The organism is Alicyclobacillus herbarius DSM 13609 (assembly GCF_000430585.1).
GTDB classification, from domain to species: Bacteria; Bacillota; Bacilli; order Alicyclobacillales; family Alicyclobacillaceae; genus Alicyclobacillus_G; species Alicyclobacillus_G herbarius.
Map to the genome: position 1 here is coordinate 21,103 of NZ_AUMH01000003.1, position 13,435 is coordinate 34,537.

The 13,435-nt window shown below is 55.2% G+C and carries 17 protein-coding genes; 3 read left to right on the forward strand and 14 right to left on the reverse strand.

From position 1 onward, the window contains the following. Nucleotides 1-8: 8 nt before the first annotated feature. From accB to aroQ, 13 genes are all read right to left on the reverse strand, one after another. Nucleotides 9-524: an acetyl-CoA carboxylase biotin carboxyl carrier protein gene (gene accB, locus H522_RS0102520; RefSeq protein ID WP_026961098.1), complete on the reverse strand. Its 516-nt coding sequence runs from the start codon at nucleotides 522-524 to the stop codon at nucleotides 9-11. Nucleotides 525-679: 155 nt separating this feature from the next. After that, the gene (locus tag H522_RS0102525) at nucleotides 680-1,282 is read right to left on the reverse strand and encodes a SpoIIIAH-like family protein (RefSeq protein ID WP_051343728.1); all 603 of its coding nucleotides are present in this window, start codon (nucleotides 1,280-1,282) and stop codon (nucleotides 680-682) included. Nucleotides 1,283-1,301: 19 nt separating this feature from the next. Then, nucleotides 1,302-1,865 carry a hypothetical protein gene (locus tag H522_RS0102530; RefSeq protein WP_026961100.1) on the reverse strand — a complete coding sequence of 188 codons (564 nt, stop codon included), beginning with the start codon at nucleotides 1,863-1,865 and terminating at the stop codon, nucleotides 1,302-1,304. Further along, entirely contained in the window at nucleotides 1,837-2,403 is a 567-nt protein-coding gene (gene spoIIIAF, locus H522_RS0102535; protein ID WP_026961101.1) for a stage III sporulation protein AF, read from the reverse strand. Before spoIIIAF ends, H522_RS0102530 begins: the two co-directional genes overlap by 29 nt. Beyond that, nucleotides 2,400-3,659, reverse strand: a complete 1,260-nt coding sequence (gene spoIIIAE / locus H522_RS17175) for a stage III sporulation protein AE (protein ID WP_245577988.1) — start codon at nucleotides 3,657-3,659, stop codon at nucleotides 2,400-2,402. Before spoIIIAE ends, spoIIIAF begins: the two co-directional genes overlap by 4 nt. A 22-nt stretch (nucleotides 3,660-3,681) precedes the next feature. Further along, a complete protein-coding gene (gene spoIIIAD / locus H522_RS0102545) occupies nucleotides 3,682-4,077 on the reverse strand; it encodes a stage III sporulation protein AD (RefSeq protein ID WP_337956068.1) in 396 nt (131 codons plus the stop codon). Continuing rightward, complete coding sequence (gene spoIIIAC, locus H522_RS0102550) at nucleotides 4,078-4,281, reverse strand: stage III sporulation protein AC (protein ID WP_026961103.1); 204 nt, start codon at nucleotides 4,279-4,281, stop codon at nucleotides 4,078-4,080. A gap of 31 nt (nucleotides 4,282-4,312) precedes the next feature. Next, the gene (spoIIIAB, locus tag H522_RS0102555; RefSeq protein ID WP_026961104.1) at nucleotides 4,313-4,828 is read right to left on the reverse strand and encodes a stage III sporulation protein SpoIIIAB; all 516 of its coding nucleotides are present in this window, start codon (nucleotides 4,826-4,828) and stop codon (nucleotides 4,313-4,315) included. Further along, nucleotides 4,825-5,850 carry a stage III sporulation protein AA gene (gene spoIIIAA / locus H522_RS17180; RefSeq protein WP_245577989.1) on the reverse strand — a complete coding sequence of 342 codons (1,026 nt, stop codon included), beginning with the start codon at nucleotides 5,848-5,850 and terminating at the stop codon, nucleotides 4,825-4,827. The genes spoIIIAB and spoIIIAA overlap by 4 nt, the downstream gene beginning before the upstream one ends. A gap of 336 nt (nucleotides 5,851-6,186) precedes the next feature. Then, nucleotides 6,187-6,462, reverse strand: coding sequence for a YqhV family protein (locus H522_RS0102570; RefSeq protein ID WP_026961105.1), 276 nt, complete (start codon nucleotides 6,460-6,462; stop codon nucleotides 6,187-6,189). A 156-nt stretch (nucleotides 6,463-6,618) separates the two neighbouring features. Beyond that, nucleotides 6,619-7,176 (reverse strand): elongation factor P, encoded by a 558-nt coding sequence (efp, locus tag H522_RS0102575; RefSeq protein WP_026961106.1) that lies wholly within the window; start codon nucleotides 7,174-7,176, stop codon nucleotides 6,619-6,621. Between the two features lie 45 nt (nucleotides 7,177-7,221). Next, nucleotides 7,222-8,301 carry a M24 family metallopeptidase gene (locus H522_RS0102580; protein WP_026961107.1) on the reverse strand — a complete coding sequence of 360 codons (1,080 nt, stop codon included), beginning with the start codon at nucleotides 8,299-8,301 and terminating at the stop codon, nucleotides 7,222-7,224. 28 nt (nucleotides 8,302-8,329) lie between these two features. Further along, nucleotides 8,330-8,773, reverse strand: coding sequence for a type II 3-dehydroquinate dehydratase (aroQ, locus tag H522_RS0102585; protein ID WP_026961108.1), 444 nt, complete (start codon nucleotides 8,771-8,773; stop codon nucleotides 8,330-8,332). Between the two features lie 126 nt (nucleotides 8,774-8,899). Here aroQ and H522_RS17185 point away from each other — a divergent pair, with 126 nt between their 5' ends. The 3 genes from H522_RS17185 (at nucleotide 8,900) to H522_RS17190 (ending at nucleotide 12,413) form a co-directional block, all read left to right on the forward strand. Next, the gene (locus H522_RS17185) at nucleotides 8,900-9,511 is read left to right on the forward strand and encodes a histidine phosphatase family protein (RefSeq protein ID WP_051343730.1); all 612 of its coding nucleotides are present in this window, start codon (nucleotides 8,900-8,902) and stop codon (nucleotides 9,509-9,511) included. A gap of 143 nt (nucleotides 9,512-9,654) precedes the next feature. Further along, complete coding sequence (locus H522_RS0102595; protein ID WP_245577990.1) at nucleotides 9,655-11,421, forward strand: DEAD/DEAH box helicase; 1,767 nt, start codon at nucleotides 9,655-9,657, stop codon at nucleotides 11,419-11,421. Further along, nucleotides 11,397-12,413 (forward strand): YqhG family protein, encoded by a 1,017-nt coding sequence (locus tag H522_RS17190; RefSeq protein WP_051343733.1) that lies wholly within the window; start codon nucleotides 11,397-11,399, stop codon nucleotides 12,411-12,413. The genes H522_RS0102595 and H522_RS17190 overlap by 25 nt, the downstream gene beginning before the upstream one ends. Here H522_RS17190 and zapE read toward each other — a convergent pair. Beyond that, entirely contained in the window at nucleotides 12,405-13,325 is a 921-nt protein-coding gene (gene zapE / locus H522_RS0102605) for an AFG1/ZapE family ATPase (protein ID WP_026961110.1), read from the reverse strand. The two genes, H522_RS17190 and zapE, sit on opposite strands and share 9 nt — an antisense overlap. Nucleotides 13,326-13,435: the final 110 nt, after the last annotated feature.

The following is a 13,435-nucleotide window of genomic DNA, read 5'->3' on the forward strand; positions in this document are numbered from 1 at the left end:
TAAGCTCCTCACGACACTTTAATCTTGAACAATGGTTGCCCGTATTCAACCAGTTGCCCGTTTTCCGCCAAGACCTCGACCACTTCGCCTTTGACTTCGGCCTCAATCTCGTTCATCAGCTTCATGGCCTCGACGATGCACACCACCGTCTTTTCATCGACCTTCGATCCGCGCTCCACAAACGGGGGAGCATCTGGTGACGGCGCGCGATAGAACGTACCGACCATCGGTGAACTGACAATATGAATCCCAGCCTCCTCGACGGACGTTTCGACCGCTACAGGCGCCGTCGATTGCGGCTCGGTCGTCTCGACCGCTGTATCGCTCACCCGCGGCACAGGCGCCACAGCTTGGTTCGACACTGCTGGGAGGGCCGGAACGAATCCCGTGCTCGGCGCCGTCTGTAGGACCGCCTCTGCCTTTTTCAAGCGAATCTTTGCGCCCTCAAGTTCAAGATTGAGTTCGACCACGTTCGTTTCATCGAACAGGCGAACCAGTTCGCGAATCTCCTCAAACTTTAACAAGCCTGACTCACTCCCCAAGACGTGTCCAAATTACTCGCATTAGTATAGCACAGACCCTCTTGAGGCGCATAAATCGGAGCCACTGGACAAACGTCCGCCCCGCTCCTGCGAACGGGGCTCCAGGGGGTTCGGGCGAATTTTCGGGCGGATTGAATTTAGTTGGACTTAGGGACTTGTACCGACACATTCATCAAATCGATGTTCAGCTGCTGGTGGACAATATTCATCACTTTCACCGCCTGATCAGCCGACAGCTTTTTGGCCTTGACGTAGACGTTCACCTTCGTCAGGTCTCCCTGCTTGTCGAAGACCGGGTAGATGACACAATCCTGAAATCCGTCGTTCACGATGGCGTCATGGGCGTTCTCAATCCCACCGCGGACGTTCTCCAGTACCTGTATCGCCTCCTGGGCTTGTGCCACCTGCGAGTCCGGCGACTTGGTGTTCGTGATAATGTTCTTATAGGTATCCTCCAATTTTGCGAGATTCTGCTGCACCTGTGTCTGTTGACTGATAAACCAATCTTCCGACCCCGTCGACGTTTGTTGACCCGACTGATTTGTTATGGAGCCTTGGTTGGCCTGGTCGTTGCTATTGTCCTTATTGGTATCCTTGCCATTGTCGCCAGCCGTCGTGGTAATCGTCTCGTCCTGGTTTGATCCAGTCTGACTTTGCGATCCGTTCATGGTGTAGTAGCCGATTAGCATCAGCGACAACACCATCATCGTCGAGAGCCAAACGGTCTGCCGTTTTACCACTGTACATTCCTCCCCGATTCTATGAACTCGGCTTTTGAGGTTCCACGCTAATTTTATATGCGGGCACGTCCAACACATTCGTAATTGCGTCAATAATTTCTGCCTTGGCTAGGTCAAAATCATCCGCGTTCACCGTGACCAATACCCCCCGAACGGTCGGCGTTTTCCGGCTGATAACGTACGGTGAGTCGCTCCCGTCTCCGTTTCGCTGCGAGAAGACCTCGGTATCCGTGGTGGTCGATTCGGAGCCAGAACGCCCTCCCTGCTTTGTGATGGTCTTGCGCACATTGTTGGCCACCTCCACACTACCGTTGGAATCGAACGTAATCATCACCGACACGCGGTGAATCCCTGCAATGTTTTGCAGCATTTTGGTCAACTGCTGGTCCAGCTGTTGCGAATCTCCCGATGTACTCGTTCTCGCGTCGGACTTCGTGTTTGAGACGCTTTTCCCCGTGTTTTTGCTCATGGTCGCCACCGCAGCGACGGAACCCGGCCAAAACGACCCGATAAGTAGACAGAGCACGCCAATCACGCCGAGCACCACGAGCCACCTATTTTCCAAAAGCCGTTTCCATTCCATCGCCTTCCCCCCCTTGGATAACGACCTGGACCTGCGTCGGTAAAATCTCGAGCGTCCTGGCCACCCAGTCGCGGACAGCATCTGCGCGATCCGCCTCGGTCGCCGGCAAGCGGATGACGACGCTTGGCGAGTGGGTGGCCGCTGCCCCAGAAACCGTGATGCCGTCGCTATGAATCCCAAACTGCTGATTCAACCCTTGCTCCAACGCTTGCGCCAGGTTATGATTGGCGACTCGGTTCTGTTGTTCGGCCAAGGTTTTTTCGAGCTGATCCGCACCCCATCCGGCCACGACGTCCGTATGAGAGCTTGGCGGCGCACCGACCGTGTCGATCTGCCGCAACGCCCAGTCAGCGAGGTGTGCCGCCCAGTCACGCTGCGTCAACGGCGTCACGGGTCCCAGCATGACGGCGATGACGGCCAATCCCATTACCATCCGGACATACTTTTGCATCGTGCGAGTCGGGAGCAGCATATCGGCCAAAATGGCCAACATGACGACCAACACAATTTGCTTCAGCCATCCACCCAGCGCGCTCACGTCATCACCGCTGCAATGTTTGCAGCCGCCAATAGAATGCAAATCGAGATGAAGAACATCAACGCCACCGCAGCCACACTAGCAAAAACCAGGATCAAGCTCTTGGCGAGAGCGCCTAAGCAATTGACCATCGACGTTTCCCCAAGCGGCTGCATCAACGCCGCGCTCCCGTTGTATATCAGGGCCAGAGCCAGGATCTTCAGGGCCGGAAACACGGCAATACACGCGAGGATGATAAGCCCTGCGATGCCCACCGCATTTTTGACGAGCAACGACGCACTGACCACAGTCTCCGCGGCATCCGACAGCGCCTTGCCGATGACAGGCACAAAGGCACCAACGGCAAATTTTGCGGTGCGCATGGCGACGCCATCCGCGATGCCCCGCCCCAACCCTTGCACACTGGCAATCCCCAAAAACACGGTTAACGACAAACCGAGCACGCCGACCCCGATGGTACGCAAAAGACCCGCCAAGCGCGTCAACTGATAGCGAGGCGACAGGGCGCTCGTAATATCCAAGACAGCGGCGAAGAAAATCATCGGAAAGACCAACAAAAAGACCACGTTGCTAATCATGTGCACGGCAAACAACAGGATGGGGTGAAAAAACGCGGCTGACGCGGGCGCTCCCGAAGCGGCCAGCAGTGTGACCGCAAGCGGGACGGTTGCCAGCATAAAATCAGTCATGGTGTGAATTGCATGCTTGGCATAACCCATGGCCTGTGTAAAGGAGCCGATGGCGAGAATCATCAAGACGAAAAAGATCATCGCATACGCGACTTGACTGACCGTTTGCCGTTCAAAGGCGGTCTGGAGCGACTCTAGGACAGCGGCCAAGACGGCAAGAATCAGGATGGAGCCAAGAATCCGCAAGTTGCCGAGCACTTCGTGAAAGAAGTACTCCAACAGACCGGCTGTAAAGCCGTGCAAGTTGACGCCGCCATTGTCCAAAATGGAACGAATGAGGTCCGTGCCCGATGCCTCCGGAAGATAACCTCCGTATTCCTGCTCCAACTCCGTCCAGAACTTTGTGATGGACTCCGTGGGCAAATCATCCAGTTGACCCTCAGCCGCTTTTTCGAGCATGTCATGGGCCGTGGTTGCCGCCGCACTGGACACCGAGGTTGTGGCTGCCGTCGGGTTATCCGCTTGCTCGGCGTGCACTATGTGCGGACTCCCAAACAACGTCACAATGAGACACATGGCCGTCGTCAGGAGGATAACCCCGATGCGACCGAAGCGGCGAGTCCACACGGCTAGCCCCCCTTATCGGCCGTTACGGCAGGAGATGAATCAGCGACTCCACGACATCGGTGACAATCGGGATCGCCAAGACGACAATCCCCACTTTGCCGGCCAACTCAATCCTGTTGGCCAAAGCTCCCTCCTGTGCGTCCCGGGCAATTTGCGCGGCAAACTCGACAATGTAGGCGATGCCAATAATCTTGAGGACGGTGGAGAGAACGCCTTTGTCGACGTTGGCCTCGCGCGCCAAATCGTTTAAAACGACCACCACCGCGTCGAGATTCCGCACCACCGCCAGCAGCATGACCGTCCCAGCCAAAAGCCCTATCAGCAAGGCGAACTGCGGCACCTGTGGGCGCAGTACGCTTGCCAAAACGGTCGCCACCAGCCCAATCCCAACAAGCTGCAAAATGTGCAATGCGGTCACCTACTGACTCAGGAACACGCGTTGGATTTCATCGTAGAGGCGATCCACGTATCCGATGACAATCACGAAGACGGCGACAAATCCGAGTAGAGTGGTCCAGTGGGCAAACTCTTCCTTTCCGCTTTGTTTAAGAATGGTGTGTAGGATGGCCACCAAAAAACCAATGCCAAAGATCTGAAACACCGCGCGGATTTCTGGGGTCATGACGGCTCCTCCCCACAAAACAGGCATTTTATCAATAGAGCAGGATGACAATGAGAAGTCCGCACAGAACCCCGAGGTACTGCCATAAACGCTCGTTCTTTCTCTGGCTCTCGCGGGCCTCCTGCTCCAGCCGATTCAGGTTTGCAAGGGCCACTGCGAACTGCTGACTTTGATGCGCCCTGTCCGATGTCCCCACCGTCGCGCCGAATTGCTTGACAACCTCCCAATCCTGGCGAGTCAGCGCGGCATATCCCCGTACGGATTCGATGCTGGCTGCAAACGCGTCCTCGACGCTGACCTCTCCACGCTGTAAATTCTCGGCTGCGGCGCGCAGCAGCCGATTCGCCGGTGGGCGGCTGCGCTCTGCCGTCCGCGCCAACGCCTGCGGCAACGGCGTCACGCTGAACTCAATCTCGGCCTGTAGTAATCGGATGGCGTGCGTCAGCGTCGAAAGGTGCCGAGGCCTGTCCCGATAATCCCGCGCCACGCGAAACCCGAGACCGGTGCAGGCGATGAAGACCAGGGCTGCCCCCAGCTCGCGGATCATCCGCGAATTCTCCGCCCGGCTGGAACGGACGCGGCAAGTCTCCGCCCTGTCTCGTCTAAAAGGGCCTCGATGGTTCCGGGACCATCGCGTCGACTGAGGACGATAAACCGCTCAAAAGCGCGCATTTCAAACAGGTCGCGCATGTAAGGGCGCTCGCTCCATTCCTGAAGATTGCGGGCGTGCGCGCTGGCCAGCACCGCAACCCCCGCATGCGAGGCTTCCAAAATCGCGTCGGTATCCGCGGCACGACCGATTTCGTCCGTGACAATCAAGTCCGGCGAAAGACTTCGGATGGCCATCAGCATCCCCTCCGCCTTGGGACAGGCATCGAGGACGTCCGTGCGTGGTCCCAACGAGAACTGGGGTACCCCATCCACACATCCGGCAATCTCGGACCGTTCGTCGACGATGCTGACTTTCATCCCTGCAATCCGCCCCTCTCCCTCGCTGAAGTGTCGGGCCAGGTCGCGCAGCATCGTCGTCTTTCCGCACTGCGGTGGAGAGATGAGCAAGGTGCTGAACGGTCGTTTCGTGTCGGGATTCCAGAGATGCGGCCAAACCGTACTGGCACATCCAGGCCTCTCCTTAGCCAGGCGAATGTTTAGAGAAGTGATACTGCGAACGGACCGAACTGCACCTGAGTCGTAGAGGACAGTCCGTCCCGCAACACCGACCCGATGGCCGCCGGGCATCGTCACAAAACCGCGACGAAGCTCGTCTTCGACCGCGTACAGCGAGGACTGTGTCACCACTTGCAAAACCCGGGTGATGTGCTCCTGTTCGATACACACACCCTCCTTGGGGTCTTGCGTCAACTCCCCATTCCGTCCGACAAACGCGTTGACGCCGTCCCCGCAAACCTGCAGTGGTTGACCTAGGCGAAATCGCAATTCCTCAATCCGTTCGCGTTCGAACGCAGAGAGTTTTTCCAGGTACGTGAAAACATCCGGCGGACATACCCGGATGACTGCGTCCCAACTGCGGTGTCCAGTTCCCAGCCCACGTTCCCTCTGGGCGTCCACGGTCGTCCACCCCCTCGGTTAGTCCATGTATATGGACGGGCAGAGCTCCTTATGCCAGGCGGACGGGGGTCACGGTTTTTTCGTTCGAGCGCACATTCTGGTCCGGTTTTGCATGTGATGGAAGGAGTGATGAAACGAGAGAGGTGAATAAAGAAAAAAGGAGGGAACGAATCGAATGGAAATCACCGTTCTCATCCGATGGATTGTCGTCTTTCTCGTAATCTTTGTCCTCTTGATGTTCTTCGTGTTCAGCCTGTTTCGCAAGCAAACCACGTAATCCACATGGCAGCCCGCGGAGTGCACACGGTTTCGCCGGTTGTGCCGCCGAAAATGGTGTCACGCCGCGCGGGCGCCATACAGAATGCAGCCGACTCCGACAAGAATCCAAATGAGCCTCCCCCAGTTTAATTCGCTCGCCAGCCCGGCGAGGCCCAAGGCCGTGACGGCAACCAGAATGAAAGGACCAACCAGCGCCAACGCCCCATTGATCTGCAGAGCCTTCGCCGCAGTTCCTGCGTAGATCATGAGCATCGCCGCTGTCAATTCAATCAGACCGGATATAGTCCGCAGACCCGCCATCGCGTACACCACTTTGTCCACCACGTTCCACATATTCATCCCCCCTAACCAGTGCTATGCGGACAACCCGCGGAGTAGACGCGCGCAGGAAAATTTCGGGCAAAAAGAAACCGTCCCGAGTAAGCCGAGACGGTTTTCAAACGGATTATGAAATTCTGGAGCGTTCGGTTCTCGTTGTATCGGGAATCCCTAGGCGCGTGAAACGTACTCCCCACTGCGCGTATCCACAATAATACGTTCACCTTCATTGACAAATAGAGGAACGCTGAGTGTATAGCCGGTTTCCAACGTGGCGGGTTTGCTTCCACCCTGAGCCGTATCGCCTTTAATGCCCGGCTCCGTACGAACGACCTCCAGCTCCACCGTATTGGGTAGATCGATGCCTATCGATTGCCCTTCATGCATCACAACGTAGCAATTCATATTCTCTTTGAGGAAGTTCAACTCGTATTCGAGCTGGGATTTATTGATTTGAATCTGTTCATACGTCTCCGTATCCATAAAAGTATAGTTCTCTCCGTCATTGTATAGATACTGCATTTCCCGCGTTTCAATCCGGGCGCGCGGAACTTTTTCTCCGGCTCGGAACGTCTGTTCCTTGACCGCACCCGTCTTCACGTTCTTTAGTTTGGTACGCACGAAAGCGGCACCTTTCCCCGGCTTTACGTGCATAAACTCGATGACGCGATAAATATTTCCATCCACCTCAATGGTTGTACCCGGACGAAAATCGTTGCTTGAAATCAACTCCACTGCCTCCTCTACAGATGTCCATGCGATTTACGGCTTACCTTATCCCACGGAGATCAGGTCCTTCGGTGCATGGGTAAGGATTTTACATCCGTCGTCCGTTAAAACGATGTCATCCTCGATGCGAACCCCGCCCCAGCCCGGCAAATACACCCCGGGTTCAATAGTGATGACCATCCCTTTGGCCAGTCGGTCTTCGCTCTGTTTAGATACACGCGGTGATTCATGAATCGCAAGACCTACGCCGTGGCCGAGACTATGACCAAAGGCATCGGCCAAGCCTTGATGGGCCAGGTAATTGCGGGCGACGGCGTCCAGTTCTCGCCCCGTCAATCCGGGTCGAGCCGCCGCCAAAGCGAGTTCATTGGCTTTTTTCACGTATCCATAAATCTCTCGTTGCCGCGGTTCTGGTTGGCCTACGACAACGGTACGGGTGAGGTCCGAGCAGTACCCATCAAGAACCGCCCCAAAATCCAGCGTAACAAAATCCCCGGTCTCAATCACCTTGTCACTTGCGACCCCATGAGGGAGCGCAGAACGCCAGCCTGAGGCGACGATGGTCTCAAAAGAAGGACCACTGGCACCTTGCCTCCGCATGTACAGTTCTAATTCCAGGGCTACTTCCTTTTCCGTAATGCCCGGACGAATGACACCCAAAACGTACGTAAAGGCAGCATCTGCAATCGCCGCCGCTTGCTGAATCCGGTCAATCTCAGCGGTATCTTTGGTCATCCGCAAGGACTCAATCAGGTCCGAAACCGGAACAAGCGTTAAGCCGGGCACCCGGTTCTCCAGTTCTTTATAACGCAAGACCTCTCCATACGTTAGATAGTCTTGTTCAAATGCCAGTGACTTTACGCCTGCGTCTTGCAGCAGATCTGCCATCGCGTCGACAACGGACGCACCATGATCCACCACCGCAAACTCCGGACACTGCGCCTTCGCCTGCTCTATGTACCGAAAATCGGTAAGAAACCATTGTTTCTCCGGAGTGACCAAAAGGAACCCAGAGGTTCCCGTAAACCCGCTTAAATACCGTCGGTTATTAGGTTCGGCAACAAATAGAGCCTCCAGCCCCTGCGTCCGGAGTGCCTTGCGTAGCTCCAGCAGACGAGAATTCATTCCTAGCCCTCCTTTGCGTAGGGACCCGTCATTCAGATGTCATCAACTGCAATAGATAGTGGGCCGCGTATTCATATCCAATCGGGCCCAGCCCGACAATCTGACCAACTGCCACCGGTGCCAACACGAGCTGGTGCCGAAATGGTTCCCGGCGATGAACATTGGAAATATGTATTTCAACCACGGGACGGCCGATATCCTCTAAACAGTCGCGCAGCGCATACCCATAGTGAGCCAGTGCCCCAGGGTTGAGGATGATGCCCTGAGCCTGTGGTCCGTGTGTCTGTACGAAATCGATGATGGCACCTTCGTGGTTGGATTGAAAGTCTTTGACCTCCACACCGTGCGGCTCACATACCTTGCGCACCCGCGCAACCACATCCGCCAGGGTTTCTTTTCCGTAGATATGCGGCTGACGTTGACCCAAGCGGTTCAGATTCGGACCATGGAGGAGCAATATGAGACCCGCCACTGTATCCCTTCCCCCCTTTCGCCGAGGTCAAGAACCGTATTGTACACCCGAAATTAAGGCCAAAATCGTGTTCATTGTACCATAACCTCTTGCTATACTGGAACCACTACAAGGGGAGGTAAGCCCATGCTCGAATTCTGGTTGATTCGCCATGGGGAGACGGACTGGAACGTCGAACACCGTATTCAAGGTTGGACCAATATCCCCTTGAATACAAACGGACTTCACCAGGCCGCAGTTTTATCCGAAAGCCTAGAAGGAATTCCTTTTCAAGCTATTTATACGAGCGATCTCGATCGGGCGTTGGTTACGGCGCGTATCCTAGCTCGCCGCATTCCAGCACCAGTTCACATCACCGACGGACTTCGAGAGCAATGCCTCGGGGAGGCGGAGGGCCTACTCCGCAGCGTGGCCAATCAGCGTTTTCCGAACGGTGCGCCATCTCGGGAACCGGAAGCCCAGATGCGGCAACGGCTGTTGAAGGTGATTCAGCGTATCACCACGGATGTCCGTCAAGGACGCGTCCTCTGCGTCAGTCACGGCGGCCTGATTCGCGCCTGGCTGACCTACTTAGGGCAACCCGCCCCCGCTCTTGGCAACACGAGCATCACCCGATTCGCACTAGGGCCGCACGGTTGGCGGGTGATGTGCGTCAACTGCCAGGACCACTTGCCGTACGCTTCGGGCCGCATCTTCGGTGATGTTGACCATCCCCTTCCCCTTCGACAGCAAGAGTAAACCTATGTGTCCGGTCAGGACCTATCCGTTTCACCTCTAACATCCGTCGCCGGGTGCAACCTTTTTTCGTCGTGGTCCATACTAGATGCCTAGGCTCAGGTGGACAGTGGCTGTCTCGGCGATGGAGGTCATGAGTCATGGGAATGAATTGCAAGCGCCAAGTCGATACGTCCCACAAGGTCGACACGTCCCAAAATACACCGCCGATCTACGATGACGGTACGACAATGGAACAGGATTTCCTCCAGTTTTTATCCAGCCTTCCGGATACCAGCCAGCGTGCGTCGGAGTGGGTTCTGTTTGAATTACAGACAGCTGCTGTGACAGCCAGAATGGCGCAAGGCTTTGACGAGTTGATGGCACTGGAACATGTTCACGGGTTTACGCCACTTCCCCATCAAGTGGAGACCGCGCGTCGCGTCTTGCGCGACCTGCGCGGCCGCGCCATTCTGGCGGACGAAGTGGGTCTCGGCAAGACGATAGAGGCTGGCCTGATTCTTAAGGAATACCTCTTACGTGGACTGGTCCGCAAGGCCTTAATCTTGGTGCCCGCCTCATTGGTCCTACAGTGGACGCGAGAGTTGAACGAAAAATTTCGCATTTCTTGCTTCGCACAAAGAAATGAATGGACATGGACGGAACACGATATCATCGTGGCGTCCCTGGATACGGCCAAACGCGAGCCGCATCGAACTGCAGTCGTGGGACAATCCTGGGACTTGGTGATTATCGATGAGGCGCATAAATTGAAAAATCCCCGGACTAAGAACTGGCAGATGGTGAATCAGATCCCGAACAAGTTCCTGCTTCTGCTTACGGCAACCCCCATGCAGAACGACCTGCGTGAGTTGCATACCCTGGTGACACTCTTGCGGCCCGGGCACCTGGGAAACAGCCGGGAATTTTCGCAAGCCTTCTTGGAGTCACCCCGAAGTGCTAAACAGCCCGCAACCTTGCGCGAACAAGTTGCGGATGTGATGATACGGAATCGGCGTAGGGACGGATCGACCTCACTTCCACCACGTCATGTCCGTTCGGTTCCACTCACCCTAAGTCCGGAAGAACGCACCCTCTACGATTCCGTACAGACGTTTCTACGCTCACAATATCGGATCCGCGCTGCTGGGAGAGGTTCGGTTCTCCCGCTCATCACCCTGCAGCGGGAAATCTGCAGTTCCCCATACGCCGCCATGGTCACCATGGAGCGCATGGTGAAGCGCAGCAAAGACGAAGCGCTGCAACGGACGCTGCAAGAGCTCATTCACATGGCGGAGAGCATTCAAACGTATACAAAGGTCAACACGGTGCTGGAGATGCTTCAGGACATTGACGACAAGTGCGTGATTTTCACAGAGTACCGCGCTACGCAAGACTTTCTGCTGTACATGCTCAAACGGCATGGAATATCAGCCGTTCCGTTCCGCGGCGGTTTTGGGCGCGGCAAAAAAGATTGGATGAAGGACTTGTTTGCGCACAAGGTCCAGGTTCTCGTGGCGACTGAATCGGGCGGAGAGGGAATTAATCTACAGTTTTGTCATCACATGATCAACTTTGATCTACCCTGGAATCCGATGCGACTGGAGCAGCGCATCGGCCGAATTCATCGACTCGGTCAGACCCAGCAAGTATATATCCACAACCTATCGACAGAGAATACGATTGAAGCCCACATCGTTGACCTGTTGCAAGAAAAGATCCGCATGTTTGAGATGATCATTGGCGAACTGGATTACATCGTCGGAGACCATAAGTTAGGCCCAGACTTTGACCGTAGGGTTATGGACATCGCCATGACCAGCGAAGACGAAACTCAGTTACGCGAGCGTTTACAAGAGTTCGGGGATGACATTCTGAACGCATGGAGAGAGGAGGGCGCTCGAAAATCATGGCAGGCCTCGAACAAGACATGAAGCCACGCGCGCAACTATCGGATACCACAGCGCATACCCTTCCACTGCGCACGGCAGACGAACGCATGAGATTTTGCGAGCGGTATCTGCAAGCCTTAGGTGCTACAGAACAGTACAAAAGCGAATTCTATATGGAGTACGTGTTGCCTCTAGACGTGGATAAAGAGTTGAGCGACCGGCCGTACTTTTGGATGTGGGTGGAACAAACCGGTCAAAAAGTCGAACCGTCCGTCCTGAGACTCGCATTCACCGAAGAAGCCGCAAAACGAGAGAATCAACGATTGCGAGATGAAGCCTGGCAACGTGCGGAGACCCGCGGAATGTCCGACATCGAGCGCATGTTTTTCCGCCCACCGACGTGTGAGTTGATCTCTCTGGGCAGTTTTCGATTGGAGAAGATCTTTGATTCCTTGGAAAAACGGGGGCGTTTCGCATGTGTGGCCCCCATCCATGTAGGTTCAGGAGCAGATCATCGCCTCATCCCATGGTTGATGGTCAACGTAATGGTTTCCTGCAAATCGGACCTCACTCAGCAATCTTACCGCTCCCTGGCGGTCTGTCTGGAAAACGGGCAGATGATCGACCGTTTCTATGCGTACATCAAGCACATTCCGATGCGCGTAATACGCTCAGATGAACTGCTGCACAACGTACGTTTGTCTATCTCCGAAGCGTTTGCAAAAGTGCGGGACAAGCTACACCAAGATATTCTGCGCAGTGACATGTCCTGGGCGATTCGGGCTCAGGAAAACCTAAAGCAGGAACTGGACCAAATTGATCTATACTACGACAGTCTTCTGTACGACGTTAGCGAAGAGGAACGCGCAATCCTAGAAAAAGAACGAAACCGCAAACGACACGAACTACGCGAACGCAGTGCGCCACGTGTTGAAATCACCTTTCGTCAAGCCGCACTGATTGGTCTGCCGGAACGGACCATGCACTCGGGTTCCCCTTCGCGCCAGCCGGACGCGACAACGAACTCACGTTAAAGATTGGAGATTGCGCTGCCGCGCATCTGGGCCATCCATTCTCGCCAATTTTGCCATTTGCATGATCCGACTGCGCAAAGGCCCTACAGAATCCAACAAATCCTCCCCGTTGCGTCGATAGATATCGGGAGGGGCATAGTTGCTCGTAAACCACGTGGGCAGCTTGGCGTGGAACCGATGATTAATAATACGAAATAACTTTTCCAACGTAAACTCGTTGGCTCGCTCTTGGGCAAACTCGTCAATCCCCAATACTGGTGCGGTCGCTAGCGCCTGCAGCAGCGATTCCAAGTCTCCGTTTTCAGAAATAATCTGCCGCATCCGATCGAAGATCGAGTCGGAACGCACAAACAGACACGGAATTCCGCGGTCACGCAAGCGATTCAGTACGGCCAACAGAAGGTGGGTCTTACCTACGCCTGGTGGTCCAAACAAGTAAACGCCCGGACTGGCGCGACCCACCTCATAAGTCTCGGCAAACTGTTCGGCAAAACGCAATAGGCGCGGATACTTCTGCCTCTGCTCCAAGGGAAAATTGGAAAACCGGAAGGAACTATCCTGCGGAAGTCCTCCCGCTTCTCTTACGTAGCGCTGCAGACGTAGGTGAAGGCTGTACTCCTGAAACGGCTCGCAGCGGTGGACACCGACGGTCAACTGCCGACCGTACCGCTCTAGGACTTGCACAAACCCCTTCATGTCGCCTTCTTTCGGGCAGTGTTCATAGCCTTTGCAAGCGGCACAAATGGTCCGTTGCCGAATGTACTCAAGCAAAAGGTGACGGTGACGCAAGAGCGTCTCCTCATCGATCTCCCAAGCATCCAGTTCGGGAATTTCGCTGCGAAAATATGACGCATCCCAATTTGAGACTTCCGCCATCCGAGCGGCAGGTAAAACTGCCTTGATATGCTGCATGATGAAGCCCTTCCTCGTATTGATGCATTGCAAAAGCTAACCCCAGTATAATCGCTAGAGCGGCAGTCTCCAACGTTCAATCATCCACTGGCTGCGACAACGGGGATACT

Excerpts from the sequence above, each read along its gene's own strand:
- H522_RS17190 (WP_051343733.1), top strand. The coding sequence starts at position 11,397 with ATGGCAGGCCTCGAACAAGACATGAAGCCACGCGCGCAACTATCGGAT.
- H522_RS0102580 (WP_026961107.1), bottom strand. The coding sequence starts at position 8,301 with ATGAATTCTCGTCTGCTGGAGCTACGCAAGGCACTCCGGACGCAGGGG.
- spoIIIAB (WP_026961104.1), bottom strand. The coding sequence starts at position 4,828 with ATGATCCGCGAGCTGGGGGCAGCCCTGGTCTTCATCGCCTGCACCGGT.
- H522_RS17185 (WP_051343730.1), top strand. The coding sequence starts at position 8,900 with ATGCTCGAATTCTGGTTGATTCGCCATGGGGAGACGGACTGGAACGTC.
- H522_RS0102570 (WP_026961105.1), bottom strand. The coding sequence starts at position 6,462 with ATGTGGAACGTGGTGGACAAAGTGGTGTACGCGATGGCGGGTCTGCGG.
- H522_RS0102595 (WP_245577990.1), top strand. The coding sequence starts at position 9,655 with ATGAATTGCAAGCGCCAAGTCGATACGTCCCACAAGGTCGACACGTCC.
- zapE (WP_026961110.1), bottom strand. The coding sequence starts at position 13,325 with ATGCAGCATATCAAGGCAGTTTTACCTGCCGCTCGGATGGCGGAAGTC.
- H522_RS0102530 (WP_026961100.1), bottom strand. The coding sequence starts at position 1,865 with ATGGAATGGAAACGGCTTTTGGAAAATAGGTGGCTCGTGGTGCTCGGC.
- spoIIIAC (WP_026961103.1), bottom strand. The coding sequence starts at position 4,281 with ATGACCCCAGAAATCCGCGCGGTGTTTCAGATCTTTGGCATTGGTTTT.